The organism is Psychrobacter okhotskensis (genome assembly GCF_013248965.1).
In the GTDB taxonomy this organism is placed as follows: Bacteria; Pseudomonadota; Gammaproteobacteria; order Pseudomonadales; family Moraxellaceae; genus Psychrobacter; species Psychrobacter okhotskensis.
Genome location: NZ_JABRVQ010000015.1, coordinates 1 through 23,470 on the forward strand (window position 1 = coordinate 1; position 23,470 = coordinate 23,470).

At 39.9% G+C, this 23,470-nt stretch carries 14 protein-coding genes and 1 pseudogene; 9 read left to right on the forward strand and 6 right to left on the reverse strand.

Translation table 11 applies throughout. From position 1 onward, the window contains the following. Positions 1–193 precede the first annotated feature (193 nt). Positions 194–1,051, reverse strand: coding sequence for a PP2C family protein-serine/threonine phosphatase (locus HQR03_RS08545; RefSeq protein ID WP_173239879.1), 858 nt, complete (start codon positions 1,049–1,051; stop codon positions 194–196). Positions 1,052–1,533: 482 nt separating this feature from the next. Between HQR03_RS08545 and HQR03_RS08550 the strand changes: the two genes are divergently transcribed. From HQR03_RS08550 to HQR03_RS08580, 7 genes are all read left to right on the forward strand, one after another. Next, positions 1,534–2,835, forward strand: coding sequence for a hypothetical protein (locus HQR03_RS08550; RefSeq protein ID WP_217271574.1), 1,302 nt, complete (start codon positions 1,534–1,536; stop codon positions 2,833–2,835). Between the two features lie 615 nt (positions 2,836–3,450). Further along, positions 3,451–5,550 carry a RecQ family ATP-dependent DNA helicase gene (locus tag HQR03_RS08555; RefSeq protein WP_173239881.1) on the forward strand — a complete coding sequence of 700 codons (2,100 nt, stop codon included), beginning with the start codon at positions 3,451–3,453 and terminating at the stop codon, positions 5,548–5,550. Next, positions 5,547–6,896 carry a DNA-processing protein DprA gene (locus HQR03_RS08560; protein ID WP_173239882.1) on the forward strand — a complete coding sequence of 450 codons (1,350 nt, stop codon included), beginning with the start codon at positions 5,547–5,549 and terminating at the stop codon, positions 6,894–6,896. Before HQR03_RS08555 ends, HQR03_RS08560 begins: the two co-directional genes overlap by 4 nt. A 420-nt stretch (positions 6,897–7,316) precedes the next feature. Further along, on the forward strand, positions 7,317–8,837 hold the full coding sequence (locus HQR03_RS08565) for a hypothetical protein (RefSeq protein ID WP_173239883.1): 1,521 nt from the start codon (positions 7,317–7,319) through the stop codon (positions 8,835–8,837). Positions 8,838–8,918: 81 nt separating this feature from the next. Beyond that, positions 8,919–9,971: a coiled-coil domain-containing protein gene (locus HQR03_RS08570; RefSeq protein ID WP_173239884.1), complete on the forward strand. Its 1,053-nt coding sequence runs from the start codon at positions 8,919–8,921 to the stop codon at positions 9,969–9,971. Positions 9,972–10,025: 54 nt separating this feature from the next. Further along, positions 10,026–12,548: an Hsp70 family protein gene (locus HQR03_RS08575; RefSeq protein WP_173239885.1), complete on the forward strand. Its 2,523-nt coding sequence runs from the start codon at positions 10,026–10,028 to the stop codon at positions 12,546–12,548. Between the two features lie 4 nt (positions 12,549–12,552). Next, a complete protein-coding gene (locus HQR03_RS08580) occupies positions 12,553–14,238 on the forward strand; it encodes an ATP-binding protein (protein ID WP_173239886.1) in 1,686 nt (561 codons plus the stop codon). A gap of 518 nt (positions 14,239–14,756) precedes the next feature. Here HQR03_RS08580 and HQR03_RS08585 read toward each other — a convergent pair. From HQR03_RS08585 to HQR03_RS08595, 3 genes and pseudogenes are all read right to left on the reverse strand, one after another. Beyond that, positions 14,757–15,728: an NAD(P)H-dependent flavin oxidoreductase gene (locus HQR03_RS08585; RefSeq protein WP_173239887.1), complete on the reverse strand. Its 972-nt coding sequence runs from the start codon at positions 15,726–15,728 to the stop codon at positions 14,757–14,759. A 65-nt stretch (positions 15,729–15,793) separates the two neighbouring features. Beyond that, positions 15,794–17,434: pseudogene (locus HQR03_RS08590) on the reverse strand (long-chain-fatty-acid--CoA ligase). A gap of 77 nt (positions 17,435–17,511) precedes the next feature. Then, positions 17,512–18,663, reverse strand: a complete 1,152-nt coding sequence (locus tag HQR03_RS08595) for an acyl-CoA dehydrogenase family protein (RefSeq protein WP_173239888.1) — start codon at positions 18,661–18,663, stop codon at positions 17,512–17,514. 265 nt (positions 18,664–18,928) lie between these two features. Between HQR03_RS08595 and HQR03_RS08600 the strand changes: the two genes are divergently transcribed. Further along, positions 18,929–19,666: a TetR/AcrR family transcriptional regulator gene (locus HQR03_RS08600; protein ID WP_025650719.1), complete on the forward strand. Its 738-nt coding sequence runs from the start codon at positions 18,929–18,931 to the stop codon at positions 19,664–19,666. Between the two features lie 306 nt (positions 19,667–19,972). On the opposite strand, the gene HQR03_RS08605 is transcribed toward HQR03_RS08600, so the two are convergent. Then, positions 19,973–21,655, reverse strand: a complete 1,683-nt coding sequence (locus HQR03_RS08605) for an NAD-dependent malic enzyme (RefSeq protein ID WP_025650720.1) — start codon at positions 21,653–21,655, stop codon at positions 19,973–19,975. Between the two features lie 36 nt (positions 21,656–21,691). On the opposite strand from HQR03_RS08605, the gene HQR03_RS08610 reads away from it, so the two are divergent. Then, positions 21,692–21,904, forward strand: a complete 213-nt coding sequence (locus HQR03_RS08610; protein ID WP_173239889.1) for a hypothetical protein — start codon at positions 21,692–21,694, stop codon at positions 21,902–21,904. 270 nt (positions 21,905–22,174) lie between these two features. Here HQR03_RS08610 and HQR03_RS08615 read toward each other — a convergent pair whose 3' ends face one another. Then, positions 22,175–23,308 carry a M14 family metallopeptidase gene (locus HQR03_RS08615; RefSeq protein WP_173239890.1) on the reverse strand — a complete coding sequence of 378 codons (1,134 nt, stop codon included), beginning with the start codon at positions 23,306–23,308 and terminating at the stop codon, positions 22,175–22,177. Between the last annotated feature and the right edge of the window lie 162 nt (positions 23,309–23,470).

A 23,470-nucleotide genomic window follows, 5' to 3' on the forward strand; every position in this document is an offset into this window, starting at 1 on the left:
CTCTGAATTATCACCATAACCAATCATCAACTCTGTCAGCGACACAGCATCAGACTCACTTCTAGGCAGACATTGATATAACGCAAATAGACGTGCTGACTTTGTATAGCTTGCGATTGGGTGCGTGGGCATATGGGTTTCTCAGTTAAATCGTTCAATGATAAGTTTATAGCTTCATTACTAAAACAATGGTTCAATCAAAACGAAGCAAAATAGCTGTGCCATTATCATATGCATTACCATCTGAATCATAGACCTGATTTTTAAGAGTGATTAGCCATTCCTGTAAATCTGTCTCCGCACTGACAGGTTGCCAATCATGACTTGGCACTAAGTCATGAATACCATCCGTACAAACCAAGATATAATCACCAATACTAATCTCAATTGTTCGAGACATACTTTCGGGTGCTTCACTGCTTGTATAACTGTCATCAGTGGTCAATGCAAAGCATTCAGTAATGCTATATAAGCTTCCCGCCATCCCTTCTCGGTTATAGTCAGAAAAATTCGCTTGGTGACCCTCTTCTTGTGCCTGCTGGTCAATGAGTTCGTTTAGCAAGTTATGATCGCGTGTCAGACACTGCCATTGTGTCGCGCCTTTGGGCAGCCAATAAACACGACTATCACCTACATGCGTTATTGTTACTTTTATTATTCCATCACTATTTAACTCTCCAACCACCATTGCGAGGGTTGCCGCGGCACCATGACGCTTAGATGAATGCTTGGTTTGATTAACCAGCTGATGAATAGCATCGGCCGTTGGCTTTGTATTATGACTCCACAACCGGCTAATTGCTTTTACCACCGCCTTGGAGCAATGTTGTGAGTAATTAGAGCTTGCCACGCCATCAGATACTGCTAAACAAAAAGGAAGCTCGACTGATGTCACTGCCATCACGCCTAAGTCTTCTTGATACCAATTATCCAAAAAGAAAAAAGCGTCTTGTTGCAGATTATTACTAGCGTTACCTTTGAAGGTTATTGCACAAGCTTGTGCTAATTCTCCAATAGAAGGGTCATACTCATTACTCAAAGCAGCTATCATATTAATTCGCTCATTACTTGTAACTATTACGTAAGTATAATGAACTACTTAATAAATTATTTTCTAGGTTATGTACTATTCTAAATTCAATTGTTCGTTTCAATAATTATGATTAATTGTTAGGCGGGTTATTTTACAAGGCCTATGGATGTATATTATATAGAACAAATCATATACCGACTTTTGTCAGTATATAAAAATTGGTCGAACTCTACTGCTTAGGTGTTAATATCATCATTTTTTGGGGTGTGCTATTATTAGCCTCAATAGAATAAAGAACTGTATGTTTAGCATAACCTAGCAAAGAAAAGTACTGCTAAGTCAAATCAGAAATGACTTAGCAGCGCTTTTAAGGTTTTACGAAATACTCAGGTGGTATGTGTGATATTGGGGTTTGAAGAAGCTATGGCTGATTTAAAACAAGCATGGCAAGCCAGCCTTGAAGCTGAAGATAAGTTTAAAACTATACTAACTAGGTTTCTATGATGAATAAGCACTTAAATATTTTTAAAACATACACTAAGAAAAATAGAAGCTATCAACTAGAAAATGACTTAACGAGAGCTTTAGCAATATGCTTACAAGAAGACGCGCTGTTTTTCCATGAAGTACTGAAAACAATCATCGATGACTCAGATTTGTACAACAGGTTATTTGAAGATCTTGATGGCGATACAGAGGTACAAATAGAGATCCAAAAGAGGACCAGTCTAATTGAAGAGTTTGACAAGGTCTTCGCCGTTTCGTTGAGCGAAAGTGCTATGTCTAATTTTTGGCAACAAAATCACAATTCTGAGTATGATCCAATTTGCGATTTAGTAATTACTATAAACAATATACTCATTGTTGTAGAAGCTAAAAGAGATAACATCGACTGCACTTCTCAACTCTATAACCAAATACTCAATATTTTCAATAAGCAGAATAAGCCTTTCGAAAATAACCAAGAAGCAATTACGCCGTTTGATTTGAATTGGAAAAAATTAATGGCGATAGCCGTCAAAGTCGCTAGTTTTGAAAAGACGACAGGTAATACAAACCGATTCCTCACCGATTTTATCCAACTAGTCAAAGAACATAACTTTAGCTGGTTACCCGAGACACCGATCGGGTCTCTAAAAAACGTTAACGCTAAATCTATTTTTAGAAGAATTGAATCAGCAATTATAAAGTTTTGTGATAATAACGAAGCAATAGAAAAGCTCGCTTATAGAGACCGATTAGGCACCACATTTACAAAGGGGTGGGCTAACGAAGTGTTATTTAATGTAGATAAAAAAACAGGCGATCTTGTAGTAGAGATATACCCTGGTAATACCAAAGGTCAAGGTTATCATATCTTTCGCAATGAACCCCAATTTAACCCTCAATTAAATATTGATGGTGAATGTTACGCTATAGAGAAAAACTACCATATCAAATTAATGGGGCAATCATACATCACTGGTCTTTGGCTAGACGAAGATGATTTTAAAAAAAACCTCTATACCAAACGTAATTTTCATAAATACACGGGTAGAGTCAGAAGGGAGGCTTGGAAAGAGACCGAAGCTTTGTTAGATGAGCACATAAGCTTCGATTGGAAAAGCAAGTGTCAGTGGCAAGATAAAGTTTTAAATTCAAATAGAACCTTGTTCAATATTTCTTTCGGTTATTATATTAACGTAAGAATACCTTTCGAGAGATTATCACAATTAGATGTTTACCATAATGACATTATTCCTTTAGCCCATTTGATTGAGAGTATTTATAAAGCGTTTGAAACCACTTTGCTTATCGAGTAAGCATCAATATGATGACCCAACAAGAATTAGAGAAATACAACTGGGACGCCGCCACTACTATGCGCGGCACCATCAATACAGGCGACTACAAGTAGTATATCTTCCCATCACTATTCTTTAAGCGTATGTTCGATGAAGAGTTTGAGAAAGCTTTAGTTGAATCAGATGGCGATATAGAGTACGCCGCCTTTGCAGAAAATCACTATTTCTAAATTCCAGAAGGGGCGCGCTGGCAAGACGTTCGTGAAACTACAGTTAACATTGATCAGCACTGCAAGGTGCTATATGGGCGATTGAGCAAGCCACTCCAGAAACGTTACAAAGTATTTTTGGTTCAGAAACCTATATTTTAATATTTTTGACAGCCTACCTAACTAGAGCTTAGTTACTAAAAATGTAGCCAAGTTTTCAAAATACAAAGTTTGTAGTTAACTTCTTAAATCTTATTCTTTATCAGGTACTTTAGAATAAATTGGGGTCTAAGACTCAGGTAGAAAACATATTCGAACAGGCATACGAGTTAAAAGAATAGAACAAGAAGCTCGCTCAAGCTCGTGACCTCCTACTACCCAAACTTATGAGCGGCGAGCTAAACGTGTAAATCAAGGAGTGATAATGAACCGGATCCAAGCCCAACAACTATTGCAAACTGCCTTGGCAAACCCGACAGCAGAGTTCCGTGATGGACAGTGGGAAGCCATTGATGCTTTGGTCAATCTTCGACAGAAACTTCTAGTGGTGCAGCGTACCGGTTGGGGTAAAAGCTCGGTTTACTTTATCAGTACCAAAATCTTTCGTGACCGAGGTATGGGGCCAACGATTATTATCTCGCCCCTACTCGCCCTGATGCGCAACCAGATCGAATCAGCCCAGCGTTTGGGTATAGTAGCGGAGACCATGAATTCTACGAATATCGATGAATGGCATTCGGTGACTCAGCGCATTCTTAATAATGAAATAGACTGTTTGTTGATTTCTCCTGAGCGCTTAGCTAACGACAGCTTTATCGAAACGGTATTACAGCCCATTGCTGACCGCATTGCTCTGATGGTGATTGATGAAGCGCACTGCATTTCTGATTGGGGTCATGACTTTCGCCCAGATTATCGCCGTATTACAAATATCTTACGCCAGTTACCCTCCAACACGCCAGTACTGGGTACTACAGCGACAGCTAACAACCGTGTAATCGAAGACATACAAACCCAGCTGGGTGATATCAATATTCATCGTGGTCCACTAACTCGTGAAAGTCTCGCTCTACAAACCATGATATTGCCTGATCAGGCTTCACGATTAGCTTGGTTAGCACAGGTGATACCTACGTTACCGGGTACAGGTATCGTTTATACCTTAACAGTAAGGGATGCTGAGCAAGTAGCCGAGTGGCTGGTCGCTAATGATATAGATGCCAAGGCATACCACGGCAGTGTTACACATGATAGCTTTGAAGACAGTAATACCTATCGTCAGCATCTAGAAAATCTGCTTCTCAATAACCAGTTAAAGGTGTTAGTAGCCACCACGGCGCTAGGTATGGGTTACGACAAGCCTGATTTAAGCTTTGTAATTCATTATCAGGCGCCAAGCTCTATCGTTGCCTATTACCAACAGGTGGGTCGTGCTGGTCGCGGTATTGATCATGCTGTGGGTATGTTGATGTCGGGTATGGAAGATCATAATATTCATGAGTTCTTCCGAGAATCGGCTTTTCCTTCAGAAGTGCAAGTGAATGAGATTTTACAGGTATTGGAAAACAGCGACGGCTTGTCGATTCGCAGTATGGAAGAGCAAACTAATCTGCGTCATAGCCAGATTGAAAAAGTACTGAAGCTGCTGAGTGTCGAAAGTCCGGCGCCAGTAATCAAAGATGGCAGCCGTTGGGTTAGGACACCAGTGCCCTATAAAATGGACCATGCCCGAATCACTCACTTAACAGGACAACGTGTACAGGAATGGCAAGAAGTGCAGAAATATCTGGATAATACTAATTGTAAAATGACATTTTTACGCCGTGCGCTAGACGATCTAGATCCTACACCGTGCGGTAAATGTTCGTCTTGCTTAGGTCAACCTGTTATCAATATTTTGGTTGATCCTACTTTGGCACATCGTGCAGGTACTTTCCTTAAGCACGCAGAAATGGTGATTACCCCAAAAGCACAAGTTGCAGCCAATGCGTTTCTGGATTATGGCTTTCGCGGAAATCTACCCCAGAAACTTCGCGCACAAGAAGGCCGTGTTTTGTCCCGTTGGGGTGATGCAGGTTGGGGGAAGATGGTTGCCGACAATAAGCATGCAGGTCGATTTAGTGATGAATTAGTTGAAGCTATAGCAGAAATGATTCAACAACGTTGGCAGCCCAATCCAGCGCCTCAGTGGGTGTGTTGCGTACCGTCACGCCATCATTCTGAGTTGGTACCGGATTTTGCACAACGTTTGGCTGATCGATTAGGTTTACCATTTGTAGATGCCGTGAGTAAAGTTAAAGATAATCAAGCACAAAAGGGCCAGCAAAATCGCTTCCACCAATGTCGCAATCTGGATGGTGTATTTGCTGTGACTCAGTCTTATGATGGACAACCGGTTTTATTAGTAGATGATATTGTAGACTCTGGTTGGACACTCACAGTAATTGCGGCACTTTTACAGCAAGCAGGTAGCGGTTTGGTGTACCCTATTGCGCTTGCTTCATCTTCGGTGAAAGACTCATGAATGCATCTAACTTATTATCTCCTACAGCCCAAGCAACCTTGCTACTAACGAGCTATTTTTCAAAATCCAGTAACGAAAGTGCTAAGCCACTAAGTAATGCAGAATGGGGTCGCTTTGCCTTGTGGTTAAAAGAAAAGTCTATTACACCAGCTGACCTATTGGTTGGCGATCCTCAATCCTTGCTGCAAGGCTGGCATGATACGCGTATCAGTGCGGAGCGTATCATTGAATTGTTGAAGCGTGGTCATAGCCTTGCACTGGCTATGGAGAAATGGCAACGTGCAGGCCTTTGGGTAGTAACACGTTCTGACGCGGAATATCCGAAGCGATTAAAACAGCGATTGAAAACAGACTGCCCTCCTGTATTGTTTGGCTGCGGAAATAAAGACTTATTAAATTCAGGTGGCTTAGCAGTGATCGGCTCGCGCAATGCTAGTGATCCAGACCTCGCCTTTACAGACCAGATAGGTAGTAAAGCAGCATCAGAAAATATCGCCATTATCTCTGGTGGTGCACGTGGTGTCGATGAGACAGTGATGATTGGGGCTATGCGACAAGGGGGTATGGTCGTAGGTGTAATAGCTGATCGCCTGTTAAGAGCTGCAACCAGTAGTAAGTGGCGACAGGGTCTGATGGATGGCCATGTTGTATTGATATCGCCTTTCTACCCTGAAGCTGGGTTTAATGTCGGTAACGCCATGGCTCGTAACAAATACATTTACTGCCTAGCGGATAGTTCTCTGGTAATTCATTCTGGAAAAAAAGGTGGCACACTCAGCGGCGCACAAGAAAACCTGAAAAAATCTTGGGTGCCGTTATGGATTAAACAAACCACAGACAAAGATGCAGCTAATGCCGATTTGGTTGCCAAAGGTGGCAACTGGTTAGAAGCGGATATTCAAGCTTTCACAATTACAGATTTAATGAACAGTAAAGAGGAACCTGTGAATCAGGTAAGCGAACCTAAAGGTAATCTATTTTCCACATATGCACAGCCTGAATTGTTTACTGAAACAGAGTTTGAACCTGCGCTCACACCTGAGTCTAAGGAAGGCGTTAACGCAGTAAAAATCAATAGAACAGCTATTGAGCTACAAGCTGAGAATGAGGCTGACTCAACAGATGCTGTCGAAATCGACAATATGCCATTAGAACCTATAGATTTTTATAAGTTGTTTATCTCTGAGCTTCAACGCTTGGCTGAGGATCCAATCACTATCGACGAGCTGATTGAAAGTACTCAGCTCCATAAATCTCAGTTAACTGAATGGCTTAAGCGCGCTATCGACGATGAAGTTGTGAAGAAGCTCAATCGTCCAGTACGTTATCAAGTCAAAAATAGTTAATAGAAAGATTGTAGTGACATAATAAAATAGGTCAGCGTATAAGAGTAAATATGATTGTTGAGTAGCTAGATGAATACTAAATTTGAATCAAGTTAAGGATTCAGTTCCGAATCCGAGCTCAATATTAGAGATCATTTAACCTACAATAATCTACATTATAAATAATCAGGTAATAGCCCTCTCAATATCATGGTGTTTAAAATATCATTAATATCTGCATATGCCATGAATCAATCGTACTCTGATAAGTCGGAAAATCTCTATATACTATTATCTATATAGTGTAGAGGGCTGGAGTACGAAATTTACTTTTCTTAGGTGACGCTATTAATATCGGGGTTTGTAATATCATATACCTGATATACATATGATAATATACAACTATATTATAGTAATAAACAATTATAAGGTTTATTTTCAGTGAACAAAATTTTATCTAACCCTTATAGGGTTTTAGGTTTGGTAAGCCCAGTCAGTAATAAAGAGCTTGAAAAACGTAAAAATGATTTGAGTACTTTTATCGAGTTCGGTAAGGTGCCATCCTATCCTTTAGACTTTACTTCGTCTAATATACCCGTCAACAGAGATATTACTACAATTAAGGATGCTGCTCGTCATCTAGAAAGTGATAATGATCGACTTTTAAATGCGCTCTTTTGGTTTTATAGATATGATGCCGTGGATGAGTTTGCTCTTGAAGCTATTGAAGAAGAAGACTATCTCAAAGCTCAAAAAATATGGGACGAACAGGTAAGAAAAAGTGTAGAGCCAAAATTCTCATGGTTAATTAACTCCAGTATACTGTCATTTCTTAGTGCATCTGCACCAAGAATGAGTTATGACAATCTTCAGCGCATGATTAACCAATACGCTTCAGTAGTTACCCATATCGATAAAATTAAGGCTGATGTTTTAAGAGCTTCAAAAAATACTGTTGATTCTAGTAGAATCACGGAGGGAATAATCGACTCCTTTATTGAGTATGCTTCAAACTCAACCCATAGCTCTTTTAATAACCATAATTTATCCTTATTAAAAGCATTTTATAATTATCCTGAATACGCAAAAGATTATGCTGAATCTAAAATCCTATTGCCTTGCCTTAATCTTATTGAAGATATAATCAAAGACGTTGAAAAAATCTTAGAAGATAAGCAAGAATATAGATTTTATGAAGAAGTCGAAAAACTCAAACAACATGAAGGCTTAATTCATGAATTAGACTTTTATGTTGATAATTATAAAGTTAAGCATCTGGTCAATGAATATGCAGAAACCGCTAAGCGTTGCTCTATTTTTGCTTACAATGAGCTGGATAATATAGAAATAGCAACCGAGCTTATTGAGTGGGCAGACGAGCTACCTGCTTATGGTGAAACTAAAGACAATATCACTGAAAATAAAGCGACCTTAGAAGACAATGTAAAAGATAAAGAAAGATTTGAAATTTATGAGCCTTTGCTAGAATGCTTACAAACTGACATCTACTCCATTGAAGATGCTAGACGGCTACAAGAATCTTACTATGATACATATACCACCATATCATACGATACTAGAAATTATGACGAAACCCTAATAAACCTAACCTCTTCTTTTGTCGTCAAAATTACTAATTTCTGTATAGAAATTTATAAAAAAAGTATGGAAGGTTTCACTAGTAATAAAGATCTTTTCAAGTTATCTAACGAATTACAAAAATGTATTAACATAATCGATAGATTGCAGTCTTATGTTGTCGATGAAGGTACTGAAGATGCACTTGCTGGCTTTCAGAACCATCTAGAATCAGAAAAAGCTGATGTCGACGATATTCGCAATAATAAGCATCAGTCCTCTAGTTCTGATACGAATCAGGAACCCGAGTCTTCCCTTTTAAGTACCATTATTGGTTGGATAATACTTATTGCTATAGTCAGCTTTTTATTAGACTCCTGCTAGATAAAAAGCTATTGTTAAAATTTATTATAATTGGTAAAGCAGTCTTGTTTAAAGAACTAAACTTATCTCAAGGTCAGTAGTATGCATAAGGCAATTATCTTTTCTCTATATATAGCAGTTATTCCATTCTCTAACTTGGCTTTTGCAGCCCCTGTCGCTGAAGACAAAGTGAGTGTACAGTCGTTAGTAGCTCTAGAAAATAGGATTGAACAACAAGACGAACAAATAAGGTTACTTAGTCAAAGAGTTGACCAACATGACCAAGAAAGAAAACAGTCCAAAGCTAACTTGGAAGAGTATATAACACAGTATCAAGCTATTCAAAAAGCTTCCGAACAACAGTTAGATACATTAACAGAGCAGCAAACCTCTCTTGAGAGTTCTATAGGCCAAACTAACCAATCTCTATCCGTCTTAACTCAAGATACTACAGCTGCTGATACAGATATTAAAAATCAGATTCAAGCGTTAAGTACCGATACACAAAAAAAGAATGATGAACTTTTTCAGCAACTGAGCAACCGAACTTTAGCAACTTTAGCAGGTCTATTAATTTTGTTAGGTTTGCTAGCAGCAGCCTTTTATCTTTTACGAAAACGTCAACAAGAAAGCAATACTACTTTAAATAACAAAGTGCAGTCAGCTCTAACTAATGTGCAGCAAGCAGAAGAAAATATCGTACAGTCCGACATGGAGTTATCAACCCAACTTCTCGCCATATTAGAACAGATAAAACTAGAACGTCAAGCGTTAGCAGACTCAAACTTAGCGCATTTAAATACAGAAAACAATGTATCTAATAATGTGGAGATGGACCATACTTTAGCATTAAAACTGGCTGACGAAATACACCGTATGCGAAAACGTCTGCAAGCTCTACCTAACGATACCAAAGGTATAAAATCATTAAGTAAATCATTAGAGCGATTAGAGGCAGAGCTTGAAGATCAAGGATATGAACTTATTGATTATTTGGGTTCGAACTATACCGACAATATGTCTATCCAAGCTCGGTTTGTGCCAAGTGATGAGGTAAATGTTGATGAAAGTATTATTACTAAGGTGGTATATCCACAAGTGAACTACGATGGCAAAATGATTCGAATGGCTGATGTAGAAGTGAGTGTTGGGTAAGCCTTATTATTGAACACATGAAACATTATTATAAATTTTATTAAGGAACATAACATGCGTCAAAAAATTGATTTTGGTATTGATTTAGGTACAACCAACTCTGCAATTGCGATGATGGAAGACGGTGAACCAAACATTATAAAATCTGATGAAGGTCAACAGATGGATACTACTCCATCTTGTGTACTATTTAACAGGAAAAAAACAATGTTCATTGGCTTGAGTGCTAAGCAGGGTATAACTAGAGATGCTGTAAGAAATTTTAAGCAGCGCAAAAGCACACCACCCAATGGCTATCAAGAGTTTAAACGTAATATGGGCACAGATTATCAATATGTGTCAGAAAATATGGATAAACAATATAGTCCTGAGCAATTATCAGCAGAAGTGCTTAAAAAGCTAACAGGTTATGTGAGAGACGAGAACATAAATGCTGCTGTCATTACTGTGCCTGCTATGTTTGAACAGCGCCAACTCGATGCCACACAAAGAGCCGCTGAATTGGCTGGTTTTGGTTATTGTGAATTACTACAAGAGCCCATTGCTGCTTCTATCGCCTATGGCATTAAACCAGATAGTACTGATGGTTATTGGTTAGTATTTGATTTTGGTGGCGGTACCTTTGATGCAGCATTGATGCATATAGATGAAGGTATTATGAAGGTGGTAGACTCAGAAGGCGATAACCATCTGGGTGGTAAAGACTTAGATAATGCGATCACTGATCATTTATTAATTCCTCAGCTATTAGAACAGTATGAACTAACGGATACAGTATCTACACCTGAAGGAAGAAAACTTTTGCAGGAAGCTCTAAAGCACTATGCAGAAGAAGCTAAGATAGCCCTATCGACTAAAACCAAATGGGATGGGTTTATTGAAGATTTAGGCGAAGATGATGACGGAGAAGATATAGAGGCGGGGATTGAGATTTCTTTAGATCAGTATGAGGCAGTCGTAAGCCCTATATTTCAAAAAGCAATTGATGTTTCTTTAAAGTTAATAAAAAGAAATAATTTATCTAGCTCAGATTTAAACTCCTTTGTTTTAGTAGGGGGGCCCACTTTTCAACAGACACTTCGCCGTATGTTGCAAGAACAAATCACAGAAAATATTGATACCAGTATTGACCCTATGACTGCAGTTGCTAAAGGTGCTACATTATTTGCCTCTACGAAAGACATTCCTAGAGATCTACAAAAACGTGATATGAGCAAAGCACAACTAACGCTTAAATACCCTGAAACAACGGTAGAGACTGCAGAGCATTTAGGCCTTAGGATAGATAGAGAAGGATCGACCACTGACCTGCCAGCTACCTTTACTTTAGAGGTCATCCGTGGTGATGGCGCTTGGTCATCTGGAAGATTAACGGTGGAAAATGATGTTGAGCTTTTGGAGCTACAACTTAATACAGGTAAAACAAACCACTTTCAAATTAAACTGTTTACGCCTGAAGGTAATGCTATTGCCTGCGAACCGAGTAGTTTAACCATCATTCAAGGTGTTAAAATAGCCAGCGCTACCTTGCCATTAAGTATTGGTTTAGAGATATATGACACCTTCTCTACTAAGCAAGGAGTTTGGCCTCTATCAGGTTTAGAGAAGAATAAGACACTGCCGGCTAAAGGAAAAAGCACATTCAAGACCATGCAGGATATTCGTCCCGGTATACAAGAGGATGTCATATCTATCCCTATATATGAAATGAAGTATGGAAAAGAGGGTTCAAAAGCACTTCTAAACTCAATATTTGGCGAATTTAGAATTACAGGTGCTGACTTACCGAGCTTTTTACCTAAAGGTAGCGATATTGAAATCACTCTAAATATTGATGCCTCAAGGCGTGGCAAATTATCTGTCTATATTCCAGCAGTAGATGAAAGCTTCGATATTGAGATTAAATCAGAAATATCTACAGATACCCCTACTGCTACATTAAAACGTGAAATCAATCAAGCAAGAACAACAGCACGTGGCCTAGCTTCAACTGGTAATCGTGACGCTGAAGGAAAGCTACAAGAACTTGATAAAGCAGAAAAACTCTTAGATGAGCGGGGCGAAGACCGCGATACGAAAGAAAAGGTTAGCTCACAATTAAAAGAAACCTTGATAGAGCTGGAAAATTATGAAGAACAGGACGCATGGCCTAAAGCAGAGTTGGCATTGGAGAACGCCTTAGAATCTTTGCGTGAAATAAATGAACAAAATGGCAATGCCCGAACACGTAATATATTTTATGATTTTGAGTCACAAACCCGCCAAATTGTCGCAAAACAAGACATTGTTGGAGCGAAAAAGCTAGAAGAAGATATTGGATCATTAAAATTTAGTATTATGACTGAAGACATCAGCTTTTGGATTGGCTTCATCGTCTATATGGATGAGGAATTTAACAACATAGATTGGACGGATGAAAGTGCTGCATTCTCAGGCATTCAACAGCTAAAACGTTTGTTACAGACTGATCCAAGTAAAGATCAACTCGAAGACGCTGTCATTTCAGTTGCAAGATTAATGACACCTGAAAGCCGAGCTGAGATGGAAAACGTCGATACTAGCCTGCTGCGTCGCTAATATTATGACACAGTATATATTCAATCGTAACGAAAGCATTGACGGTCTGTATGACGTCAAGTTTTTCTTGCGGGCTAATGATATTTCAGAAACCTATAGAGTCCAAACAAAAACTGATGAACTTAAGTTTTTGAAAATCATTAAACCATCTAGTGTAGCATCTATAAATCTAGAGAGTTTAAAAGCAAACCTTAATGAATACTCAGTTATAGACCAAGAACATCTATTAAAAACATCTAAACTAACCTCAATCTTAGTAGAAGGAGGGGTAGCTTATTACTATACGCAAGATTTTGTGGCTGGCGAGACATTAGATAGCATGTTAAAACGTGAAGTCTATATTCCTACTCATACAGCATGTCGATTAGTAAAAAATATTGCTGATATATGCGCTAGTGCGGAGATACTATCTTTTCCCTATGTCACACCTGATAATGTTTATCTAAGCTATATAGAAGAGAAGCCTATTGTTTATTTAGCCGCATTCAATATCAATAATACTCTCAAAGATAGTACTAGAAAAGTGTCAAGATCATACTTAGCTTATCTGGATAACCCTGATACTTCTAATATTAACTATTCATTAGCTACCCTACTTTATCGGTGCCTGTTTGGCGTTCTACCTTGGCAATACGATATCGATTGGTATGAAGATAAAAAGACTGTTTTCACTCAAATTGAGTCTCATAGAAATCAACACGCCATTTCTAAGTCGAGTACTTTTACTCAGTTTATACCTAACGAACTAAAGGCTATAATTTTCGATACGTTGAATAGTACTAATAATTACCGTTTTGTCGAACAGCTTAATAGCTTTATTAAAAGTTACTATGAATTTGCTTTTTCTAGTTCACAAATTGAACTTACCAAAAAAACTACCCTGCCCCCTACTTCTAAAAAATTTGGTCTAAGTGAAGTGGCAGGTATGGATGAATTAAAATCCCTGTTACAAGCAGATATTGTTGAACCTTTAAAAAATAAAATAGCTTATAAAAAATATGGAATTAGGCCACTAAATGGGGTTTTATTCTATGGACCACCTGGGTGTGGTAAAACTTTTATCGCTAAGCAATTAGCTTATGAGTTAAATCATACATTTTTTGAGATTAAGCCTTCAGATATTGCTAGTCCTTACGTGCATGGCACCCAACAAAAAATAGGAGAGTTATTTAAACAAGCTCATGATAAGGCACCTTCTGTTATCTTTATAGATGAAGTGGACGCTATTTTACCGAGCCGAGATAGTGCCAATATGGACCAGCATTATTCAGCGGAAGTTAACGAGTTTCTTTCACAACTTACTGAATGTAGCGAAAAAGGTATACTTGTTATAATGGCAACCAATCGACCAAGTGTTATTGATAACGCGATATTGCGTACTGGACGAATTGACAAAACAATTTATATCCCACTACCTGACGTTACTACTCGAATCGCTTTGTTAAGGCTCTTACTAAAAGACAGACCTACAGATCCTTCAATAGATCTCGATAGTATAGCCCTTTTACTATCGAGCTATACATCAAGCGATATTAAATATATCGTTAATGAAACCGCTAAGTTGGCACTACTGGATGAGAGTAATATAAATGCAGAACAACTATCATCTGTTATTCGTAAAACTAAGTCGTCTGTTGATTACAATCAAATAGAAAAGTTTGATTCTTTTAGTAAATTGCAAAGGTCTTAATAAACTAGCTTTATAATTTATACGGTTTCTTCAGTATAGCTCAGTTATGTATATAAACGTTTTGCTATTTTGCAATAGTTATTGGCCAGTATTAATGACATTAGAGTTTGTGATAACTCTATTCATAAGAGCGAGTTATATTAACAATATATAACAATAATATTTTAGGTCAGTTTCTTTACTATATTAATTAAGTATTTAGCATATGCGCCAATTCGTTTGTTGGTATAACTGTTGGTATAAGTAATAATATTTTTAAATAAATCCAGTTAAATCAATACCTTATTTATGTTATGTGGTTGATACTGGGCCCACCACATATTGAAAAACAAAAACCCCTTCAAATCTATTAGGCTTGAAGGGTTTTTTTGTTGTCTAAGTTTTCGGAAAATCCCTACATGCTATTACTTGCATAGCATGTAGGGATTAGGTATGAATTTTAACTTTCTCAGGTGATGTTGTTAATATCAGGGTTTACCATTATTCAAACAAATTAATATGGCTTAACTTTATAGATTTTACTTCATCCAGCTTGAAGCAACAGATAAGCGCTCACCACACTCAGCGACGATACGTTCAATGAGCTCGACACAAGTAGGGATATCGTCGATAAGACCGACAACTTGACCTGCGGTGATAACCCCGTTATCCACCTCTCCTGAATTCAGTGCGGCTTGACCACGCGCACCAGCGACTAGCGGACGTATCTCAGCAAATTCAACGCCGCCTTCTTGATGCTCCATTGAGACGACTTCTTCTGATATGGCATTTTTGAGGACGCGCGCGGTATTGTTTAGCGTTCTAAAGATCAGACGGGTATCACGCTCTGTGGCATTGACCAAGGCTTGCTTGATATCATCGTGCATTGGCGCCTCGACAGTGGCGCAAAAACGCGTGCCCATGTTGATGCCTTCAGCACCTAATACCAAAGCGGCCGCCAGTCCTCGACCATCGCCGATACCGCCAGAAGCGAGGATAGGGACGGAAAGCTGTTTGGCAGCAGCAGGAATCAATATCAGACCACCAATGTCTTCCTCCCCTGGGTGACCTGCGCATTCAAAGCCATCGATCGATATAATATCGATGCCTTGACGTTCAGCCGATAGCGCATGACGCACAGTGACGCACTTATGAATCGTAATTAAATTGGCGGCTTTGGCTTTAGCGATAAAGGTTTTTGGATTGCTTCCAGCCGTTTCTAAAATCTTGACCCCACTATCGATAATCGCATCCATATATTCATCGTAAGGCGGTGGATTGATGGAAGGTAAAATGGTTAAATTGACGCCAAAAGGCTTATCCGTCATCGTGCGGCAACGTTCAATTTCTTTGATTAATGCTTCAGGGGTCGGCTGGGTTAGAGCAGTGATTATACCTAAGCCACCAGCATTTGAGACAGCAGCAGCCATCTCAGCAGTGCCAACCCACATCATCCCTCCTTGGATGATTGGGTATTTGATATTAAGCAGTTCGGTAATTCTGGTTTTCATAGCTACTCCTTTTAGGGTTTATAAGCCTATATAAGGGTATTGGAGAGACGATCGTTCGACTTTAATTAATCGATCAGACCGCACTCAATAAGGTAATTACCATACTGCTCACGCATATCTTTTTTGAGCATTTTTCCCGTACCATTAAGCGGAACGGCCTCTACAAAGATTACAGCGTCAGGAAGCTGCCATTTTGCAAGCTTACCTTCATAATGAGCAATTAAGGCTTCCTCCGTTAACTCCTCACCAACCCCCAACTGAGTAATAATTATTGGACGTTCATCCCATTTTGGATGCTTAGCGCCGATGACCGCCGCCATAGCTACCGCCGGATGTGACATAGCAATATCCTCAAGCTCCACTGAGGAAATCCACTCACCGCCTGATTTTATTAAGTCTTTAGCACGGTCACGGATGCTTAAATAACCATCCTCATTAATCGTTGCAATGTCACCTGTATCAAACCAACCGTCTGCTTCAAGTGCCGACTCTTCACTATTAAAGTAAGTATCGACAATCCAATATCCTCGAATTTGCACGTTACCCGAGGTCTTACCATCGTTAGGAAGCAGCTTATTATTCTGCTCATTATCAACAATACGAATCTCAACCCCAAAAGGCGGACGACCCTGTGTTAGACGTATCTTTAACTTATCTTCTTCTGATAACTCGCTATGTTTGGCCTTCAGCTGATTGGCGGTCCCTAGCGGACTGGTCTCAGTCATACCCCAAGCATGTAAGGTATTGCAATCGAACTCATCACGGAAAGCCTTAATCATAGACGACGGACAAGCTGAGCCACCAACGACGTTACGCTTAAGACTAGGCAGTTTAGTACCCGTCTCTTTGGCCGCTACTAGTAAGCTTTGCCAAATAGTCGGTACGCCAACCGCAATATTAACCTTATACTCATCAATCATAGCCGCTAAACTGTGTCCATCTAGATTTGGCCCTGGTAGCATCAATGAGGTTCCAATCATTGCAGCTGCATAAGGCAAACCCCAAGCATTGGCATGAAACATCGGAACTACGGGCAATACTGTATCTTGTGACGATAAATTCATTGAATCAGGTAAGCTGGCCGCGAAGCTATGTAGCACCGTGCTACGATTGGTATATAACACACCTTTGGGATTGCCCGTGGTGCCTGAGGTGTAGCATAGCGAGCTTGGCGCATTCTCATCAAGTTCAGGCCATTCATACTCATCTGACTCATCATCTATCAGATCATCATAGAAGATAACCTCAGGTAGTTATGCTCTGACTTCTTCATCTACTGCAGTCATACAAACGAAGTGTTTAACTGTGCGCAGATGGTCTTTGACCCCTAATACTAGCGGTAAAAACGTCTTTTCGAAAAACAGTACTTGATCCTCAGCATCATTAACCACATAGATAATTTGCTGCGGGAATAAGCGCGGATTGATAGTGTGACATACCATGCCGGAGCCAGACACTCCGTACCATATCTCAAGGTGACGACGGTTATTCCAAGCGATGGTCGCTAAGCGATCACCCTCCTCCATACCTAGCTTGGCTAAAGCATTTGCGAGGCGCTTACTATTACTATGGATGGTTGTCCAATCAGTATGGGTTGTACTACCATCAGTCTCACGTGAATAAATGGGCGTATCGCCATGGTAATTGGCAGCGTGATCGATTAAGTGGCTAATCAACAATGGCCGTAGCATCATCTGTCCGAGCATACTTTCCTCCTTGAAAGGTCGTTCTGAATAATAAATATTAAATACCAATATAAAGTACTGGTATCGTAAAATAGTTTTTACATAAAACGCGATGCCAACTCTTTCATGATCTCGTTGGTACCGCCATAGATTTTTTGTACTCGGGCATCAGCATATAGCCTAGCAATTGGATATTCCATCATGTAGCCATAACCACCAAATAGTTGTACGCATTCATCCATGACGATGCATTGCTTTTCGGTCACCCAATACTTAATTAAAGCCGCATGTTGAACCGTTAGCTCTTTTTCCAGTAATGATTCAATAGCAGCATCGCATAGCGCACTTGAAGCGATATAATGACTGTTACACTCTGCTAATTTAAAGCGAGTGTTTTGAAAACTCCATACTGGCTTACCAAAAGTGGTGCGCTCTTTGGTGTAATCAATGGTGAGATCCAGTGCCAATTTCATGGCACCAACCCCCGCCAAGGCGACGATGAGACGCTCTTGCGGCAGCTCTTGCATCAGCTGCATAAACCCCATACCTTCAACCGTACCCAAGAGGTTCTTTTGTGGCACTCGCATATTACTAAAAAACAGCTCCGAGGTATCTTGAGACGCCATACCGAGCTTTTTTAGCTTCTTGCCACGCTCAAACCCGGGCGCATTGTCCGTCTCTACTACAATCAGCGAAACGCCTTTCGCCCCTTGCTCTCTATCCGTTTTGCAAGCCACGATTATTAAATTGCCCAATTGACCATTAGTAATAAAGGTTTTAGAGCCATTGATAATATAATCATCACCGTCTTTGACTGCGAAGGTTTTGATATTCTGTAAGTCAGAGCCTGTACCCGGCTCAGTCATCGCGATTGCACCAATCAGCTCACCGGTCGCCATCTTGGGTAGCCATTTCTGCTTTTGCTCTTCGGTACCATGATGCAAAATATAAGGGGCGACAATTCCTGAATGCAAAAAGCCGCCAAAACCTGCTTGATTGGCTTCTGACTGTGCATAAATCAGCGCCGCTTCATGACGAAAATCACCGCCTGCGCCGCCATATTCCTCTGGCATCGAGGCGCATAAAAAGCCCATCTCGCCAGCTTCTAGCCAAGCTGCGCGGTCAAGCATGCCGTTCTCACGCCATTTTTCATCATGCACTTCCCAACCTTTAAACACTTTTAGCGCACTCTCATGCAGCATCTCGATTTCTTCATCCATCCACTTCGGTTTAAAACAGGCGATAGTCATAAAGTCTTCCTTGATATGGTATTAGTTTTAATGGATATTAAACTTCTTACACGGATAATATAATAAAAAATTATAAAATAGTAATTAATATTACCTTTTATAAAGTTATAAAAATACATATTAATACTAGCCTAGTTGCTTTTATCTTATAAAATAAATCTTACATTTGCAACAGAGTTCATTATAATGGTAATTATAATTATCCTAAATATTAACTGCTGGTTTTAAAAATTGATAAGCTAGAATTATCAAGGAGATACTAAATATGAAAACCACTCGCTCAAAAGCGCAAGCAAGTAGCAAAACTGACATTGATAAAAAAAGCGCCAAAAATAAACGTGGCAAACATAAAAGCAACTCTGCTAATTTGACTGCTCAAACGGAGTCTTTAGCCTTAGCGCCATTGTCCGATATGCGCCCTGCTACTTTAGATAAAATAGAGAAAGCCGTACGCCAGCTTTTTGCTAGTAGTGATGCTAGCGATATTACGATGATACAAATTGCTAAGGCTGCAAACGTCTCGTTGCAAACACTCTATAAGTATTTTGGCGATAAACAAACGGTACTTTATACTATTATGGATATAGTGCTTGGTAGGCTAGCGACAAGGATGATGGATCATTTGCAAGGTATTGATAGCGTAGAAGATCGTCTGCGTAAGACGTTATGGGTGTGCTTAGATTTTGTCGACACTCATCCTGACGCCGTGATGGTGTTATCGAAGGTATCGATAGCGCGTTTTCATAACATCGCTATTTACAATAATAAAGAGCTTATCAATGCTTTTTTGAGCGTGCTTGAGGATGGTCAAAAGCGAGGGGTACTGGTGGAGACGGTTCCACTGCATATCTTATTTGACGTGTTTATGGGGTTTATCAGCCGTCTCGGTATTATGAAAACGATTCGTCAAGCAGATGCCCCGCTCAATGCAAATTTTGATGCCTTATTTGATATATTATGGCGTTCGATGTCAAAACCTGAGGCAATGCAAAACTCGTCTTAGTAGCGCTAGAAGAAGAGAGACACCACTTTAATAAAACCCTCTTATCAGCCGTCCTGAATTAGTTGACTACCACAATAATGAAAAAAGCCAAATGCTACTTTTAACGGTAACGTTTGGCCTTATTATATGTATAGTCAAAATATCCTAAAAACGCGACGGTATTGCTGATATCAATTTTTTGTCGCCTCTGTCTGCGCAGGCACAGCAAGCAAGAAAAATAGATATCAGCAGTGTGTGATGGTTCGATATTATTTTTCACTGACTATATTTTATTATGAGTGCTTTTTAGCAGCTACTTTTTGACTACTAAAAAGAAGTACGACGATAGTTGCGGTATTTTGGTAACCAAAAATTGGCTTGTAATTGACGTTCTAAATTCTCTGCCGTGACAGGTAGCGCCAATTTATCTTCAATTGCTTGTCGTGCAACTGCGTAGGCTATTTTTTCACTGATCTCTCTAATGACTCTAATTGGCGGTAATATTGCACCTGGTGCTTTTTCATATTCCATAGATATATCTGCCAGTGCTTGGCTTGCGGCCATTAACATATTATCGCTGATACCCGTCGCACGTGAGGCTAACACTCCTAGGCCAATACCGGGGAAAATATAGCTGTTATTACACTGCGACACTTCGAAAGTCTGACCTTCAAAAGTGGTGTGAGGAAAAGGGCTTCCGGTTGCAATAATTGCGCGACCTTTGCTCCAATTGGTCACTTCTTGCGGCGTTGCTTCGACACGAGACGTTGGGTTTGAAAGCGGTAAGACAATGGGATGTTCAGTATTAGCACATAACGTTTCGATCACCTCTTGGGTAAACAGACCTTTTTGGCCACTGACGCCAAATAATACCGTTATTTTTGCTTGTTTCACCACTTGGGCTAAACCAAGCTTCTTACTTTTATCCCAATTTGCAATGGCCGATTCTTTTTGTACCAACGGTTCTTGGAATTTTTGTAGCTCTGTCATGCTATCAGTAAGTAGGCCATAACGATCCACCATAAATACTTGGCTACGCGCCTGCGCCTCCGTTAACCCTTCACGCTGCATTTGGCGAATGATATGCTCGGCGATACCGCAACCTGCAGATCCTGCACCCAAAAACGCTATTTTTTGTTCGCTAAGCTTTTGACCCTTATTTAAACACGCTGCAATCAAGGTGCCGACTGAAACAGCAGCAGTACCCTGAATATCATCATTGAAGCAGCATAATTGGTCACGATATCTATTCAATAATGGCGTCGCGTTCTCTTGGGCAAAATCTTCAAATTGCAATAATGCCTCTGGCCAGCGACGTTTGACCGCTTGAATAAACAAGTCTACAAACTCATTATAGTCATCACCAGAGATGCGTGGATTTCTCCAGCCCATGTACATAGGGTCGTCAATTAGCTGTTGATTATTGGTGCCGACGTCTAACAAAATCGGTAAGCAGTAAGCTGGGCTAATACCACCACAAGCCGTATATAACGCTAACTTACCAATGGGAATCCCCATACCGCCAATACCTTGGTCGCCTAGGCCTAATATACGCTCACCATCGGTGACAACGATTACCTTCACATTTTGTTTGGTGGCATTTTGCAGCATGTCATCGATTTTATGGCGCTCAGGATAAGAGATAAACAAACCACGTTTGCGGCGATAAATTTGCGAGAATTTTTCACATGCTTGGCCAACGGTTGGGGTATATATGAGCGGCATGACTTCTTCAATATGCTGTTCAATTAGATGATGAAATAAGGTTTCATTAGTGTCTTGTATATTACGCAGATAAATATGCTTATCCATATCACTAGTGAATGAGCGCAGTTGATGATAAGCGCGCAGAGATTGCTCTTCAATCGTCTCAATGTTATGAGGTAGCAAGCCTGTCAGATTAAAGCTATCACGCTCTTCTGATGAAAAAGCGCTGCCTTTATTTAGTAAAGGGGTTTCTAATAATGCAGGACCTGCAAAGGGAATATATAGTGGACGTTTGGTTTGCATAATAAAGTCTTCTTATTAATTATTAAAGGCGTATGGATGAAAAATCAATGGGTCAAATATTTTACTGATTTATCAGAGCGTGTTGAAAAAATCGTAGTGGTGAACTTGGTAAAACAGCCACTCTATGATGAGTGTATCATGACCAAAAAATTGCAGAGCAATAATGCGGAATTCAAAGCAGAAGCGGTCAAAAGAAGGCATGCTTGTCGTCACAGCAACCTATTATACTGGAGTGCTGACCGTTCTTGAAGGAATCAAGCCACTTAAACGCCAATTAAAAATAGCGGAAGAGAAATGAGAGATATTAAATAAGGAAGGATTAAGCTTCAAACAATTAACCTGAATATTTAACTATAGTCGATGTACTCTAAAAAGAACATAGCGCTACTGGGATGCTGTCTTTAAATATGGGTTGCGCAGCCTATGGGAACGCAGCACGTAAGTAACATTTATACCAGTAGCGCGTTTAAATTTATATAATCGTTTTATTTTCAATGAACTATAATATCAAACTATTCACTAGCGTAAATCATCAACGACCGCCAACATAGCAACTAGCGACGCTTCACCCAGTTTAGCAGAACGCTCTGGTGACCAGCCTGTATCCTCAAAAGGTAAATTATTATTGTCTTTAAACGGCATCTCTAAAGTATTGGCAAGGCAATCAAAACGTTCCGCCACCCAGTGAGTTGCGATAGTCATATTGGCCGTACCTGGCGCATCAATGTCATAGCCAACTTCGGACTGAAAATCAGCACTGGCTATCTTTAACACCTCGGAGAATTTATCGCGTAAACGGGCAAGGCGGTCACTATAACTTGGTGTGCCTTGCGACCCTGCTAAGAAAACATAAGGTAAGGCTTCATCACCATGCACATCATAAAATAGGTCAACGCCTGTCGTCTCCATTTTATTAATGACATGAAAGACTTCAGGGCTTTTTTCTAAGCTTGGATTGGACCATTCACGGTTTAAGTTCGTCCCGACAGCATTGGTACGCAGATGTCCACGCACACTACCATCAGGGTTCATATTGGGTACAATATAGACGTTCGCTTTTTCTAATAATAATTTAGCAGTAGCGTTATCACTGTCTAAGAGGCTATATAATAGTCCCTCAACCAGCCACTCAGCCATGGTTTCGCCCGGATGCTGACGTGCCGTGATCCAAATGTTGCGTTTATTGACCTCATTATTGCCATCGCTAATGTTAACTAAGGTTAAATCGCGCTTATCCAGCGTTTCGCCTAAATGTTCTAAGGTTACCAAGGGATGCGTTTGTACAGCTGCCAATAAGTCTTGATGACGCTCATAACTGTACGGGGCAAAGTAGGCAATTTGAATGGTATCGCATTCAAGCTCTACTGTTATGGTCAACTTGCCATCTGTATAAGAGGTCGGTAGACGGAACCAATACTCCCGATCATAGGAGGCAACCGCTTGGTAATTCTCCCAGCCTGCAAGGTAGGATGCCTGCCCTGCATTCACAATATTCAGCACATACTGCTCGCCCACTTCGCCTGATAAACGAAAGTTAAACCACTGAAAAAACTCTTCGCCAACGTCAGGACGAATCGCCAACTGAATGTTGTTTTTATTGTCCAAGTTAATAACGTCAATATTACCCGCATCGAAATTTGCCGTGATATGCATAACTTTTCCTTCCTTCATTATTATCATCGTTTTTGAGACTACTTATCTTTAAGCTGAAACAATAACAGTCTGGTTAACTCATCTGACTCTGTGTCTTTATGAGCTTAAATATAACATTTTTTCTTTAGATGTCGCCTCTTCTTTGCTGCCTCAGCGTGCTTT